The 2,651-nt window shown below is 65.7% G+C and carries 3 protein-coding genes; 2 read left to right on the top strand and 1 reads right to left on the bottom strand.

Annotated elements, in window-relative coordinates; all coding sequences use genetic code 11:
- Positions 1 to 350 (top strand): FAD-linked oxidase C-terminal domain-containing protein (locus tag EOD07_RS29970; protein ID WP_281059096.1); only part of this gene is annotated, 350 nt, incomplete at its 5' end.
- 15 nt (positions 351 to 365) lie between these two features.
- On the opposite strand, the gene EOD07_RS29965 is transcribed toward EOD07_RS29970, so the two are convergent.
- A complete protein-coding gene (locus EOD07_RS29965) occupies positions 366 to 1,334 on the bottom strand; it encodes a Dyp-type peroxidase (protein ID WP_127237894.1) in 969 nt (322 codons plus the stop codon).
- A 196-nt stretch (positions 1,335 to 1,530) separates the two neighbouring features.
- Between EOD07_RS29965 and EOD07_RS29960 the strand changes: the two genes are divergently transcribed.
- Positions 1,531 to 2,651 (top strand): AsmA family protein (locus EOD07_RS29960; protein WP_127237893.1); only part of this gene is annotated, 1,121 nt, incomplete at its 3' end.

Genomic DNA, 2,651 nt, shown 5'->3' with positions numbered 1-2,651 from the left:
TCTCGCGGCTTGCCGAATGCGTCACCGAAACCGAGGCCGACATTGCCGAGATGGGGCTGGTGGCGCCTATCGTCGGCCATGCCGGCGACGGCAATTTCCACGTGCTGGTGCTGATGGACGTCGACAACCCGGCCGAGATCGCGCTTGCCGAGAAATTTGTCGCCCGGCTCAACTTGCGCGCCATCGCGATGGAAGGCACCTGCACCGGCGAGCATGGCATCGGCCAGGGCAAGGTGGGCTTCCTGCGCCACGAGCTCGGCCATGGCGTCGATATCATGCGCACGATCAAGCAGGCGCTCGATCCGCTGAACATCATGAATCCGGGCAAGATATTGCCGGCGGCGGGCTGATACGCTGGCCGGCGGCTATTCTCCCACGCCTTCAACCAGCTTCTGCAGCATTGGCCGCGTCGGCGCGAAGAAGGTCGTGCCGGTATGCGGGGTGGAGAAATCGAGCAGCCGGTCATAGGCGCCGGGCGGCTCGCCGACATACATGCGCTGCAGCATTTTCTCGATCACCCACAGATAGCGCGTGTAGCCGATGAAATAGGTGCCGTACTCGTTCTGCCCGGGACGGCCGAACGGCATGTTGTCGCGCAGGATGTCGTATTCGTTGCCGGCGTCGTCCTCGATCGTGGCCAGCGATTTGTGCGACTTGCGCGGCTTGTCGTCGTCGTCGATCTCGATGTTGTCGATCTTGGTGCGGCCGATGATCTCTTCCTGGACATGAGTCGGCGTCTCTTTCCAGGCCGCCATGTCGTGCAGGTATTTTTGCACGACGACGTAGCTGCCGCCGGCAAAGTCGCCGTCCTCGTCGCCGACCAAGGCGGAGGCGGGCAGGTCGAGGCCGGTCGGATTGGCGGTGCCGTCGACGAAGCCCAGCAGATCGCGCGCGTCGAAATAGCGAAAGCCGGATACCTCGTCGACGACCGTCACGCTGCCACCCAGGTTGTCGAGCAGGATGCGCTCGAGCTCGAAGCACATGTCGGGCCGCTCGGCGCGGATGTGGAACAGCAGATCGCCCGGGGTCGAGGGCGCCGAATGCGCCGCGCCCTCCATCGGCGCGAAGGGTTTCAGCTCGCGCGGCCGCCGGCTGGGCGACAGGCGGTTCCAGAGCCCGGCGCCGATGCCGGCGATGCAGGACAGCCGGCCCGACAGGTCGCGGAAGCCGACATTCTTGACGAGATCATCGAGCGCGCCCAGCACCGAGGCGGCGGTCGAAAGCGCGGCCTTGTCGCTGCCCACCGTGACGACGAGGAAAATCGCGGCCGTCGACAGCGGAGCGTCGACGCTCTGTGCATCGATCGGCACTCTGTCCCAGTTCTTGCCTGACATCGGGAACGCTCCGTGTTGGGTTCAGATCTGTAGCGGGCCAAGGACGCGGCCGGAAGGGCAGGGATCGGCAAAAGAGATATCGCGACAGCGAGCGGTCGCGCAGCTGGAGAGGTTGGCGGGCGCTGGGCGCCGAATTGCCTCTTTATCGACACGCGGATGCGGGTAGAGTGCGGCTGACTTCCAACCCGGGAAACAGATGCTCGCCCGCCTGTTCGTGATCTTCGGTGGCCTGTTCGTGCTGGTGCTGTGCGCGGCGCTGGTGGTGCCGTATTTCATCGACTGGACGGGTTACCGGGGCGATTTCGAGCGCGAGGCCAGCGCCATCCTCGGCCGCAAGGTGACGGTGAAGGGCGATGCGACGGCGCGGCTGCTGCCGTTTCCGTCGGTGACCTTCTCGAATGTCGAGGTCGCGGGCGGGCCGGAAGGCAAGCCGGCGATGACGGTCGAGACCTTTTCCATGGATGCGGAGCTCGCGCCGTTCCTGCGCGGCGAGGTGCTGATCTTCGACATGCGGCTGGTACATCCCAAAGCCATCATCGATGTCGCCGGCAACGGCACCGTCGACTGGGCGATCCGGCCGTCGACGCCCTTCAACCCCGGCCAGATCGCCATCGAGAAGCTATCGGTGACCGAGGGGCAGATCGAGCTTCGCCACGCCGCCGGCGGGCGCAGCCATCTGATCTCGGAGATCAACTCGACCATTTCGGCCAAGGCGCTCACCGGTCCATGGCGCATGGACGGAACGCTGCGCTTCGACGGCCTGCGCACCGATGTCTCGGCCTCGACCGGCAAGGTGGAACCGGACGGCCAGATGCGGCTCAGGCTGAAGGCCGATCCCGATGCCTATCCGCTGATCGTCGAAGCCGACGGCAATGCCGGCATCGTCAAGGGCGCGGCGGTCTATTCCGGCCAATTCAAGATCTCTGGCGCGGACAAAAACTCGGCCGAGCTGCGTGGCAATGACGGCGAGCCGCTCAAGATCAGCACCGGCAAGCCCGATCCGGGCTTCCGACTGAACGGCAAGTTCGCGCTCGACCACCAGAAGCTCGATGTCGAGGAGTTCCGCTTCGAGACCGGCCCGCTCGACAATCCCTATACCGCCGACGGCAAGGCCTCGGTCGATCTCGGCCTGAAGCCGCATTTCGCGGTCGAGGCCAGCGGGGCGCAGGTCCAGTTCGACGAGGCTGTCGGTGGAGCCGCCGGCTCAGGCTTCACGCTCGACCAGCGCATCGCTGCCTTCGAGCAGACGCTGCGGCACATGCCGAAGCCGACGATACCGGGCTCGGTAGAGGTCAGGCTGCCGGCGGTGGGGGCGGG

The sequence above is a fragment of the Mesorhizobium sp. M2C.T.Ca.TU.002.02.1.1 genome, from assembly GCF_003997225.1.
This window is presented reverse-complemented; position numbering and strand designations above follow the sequence as displayed.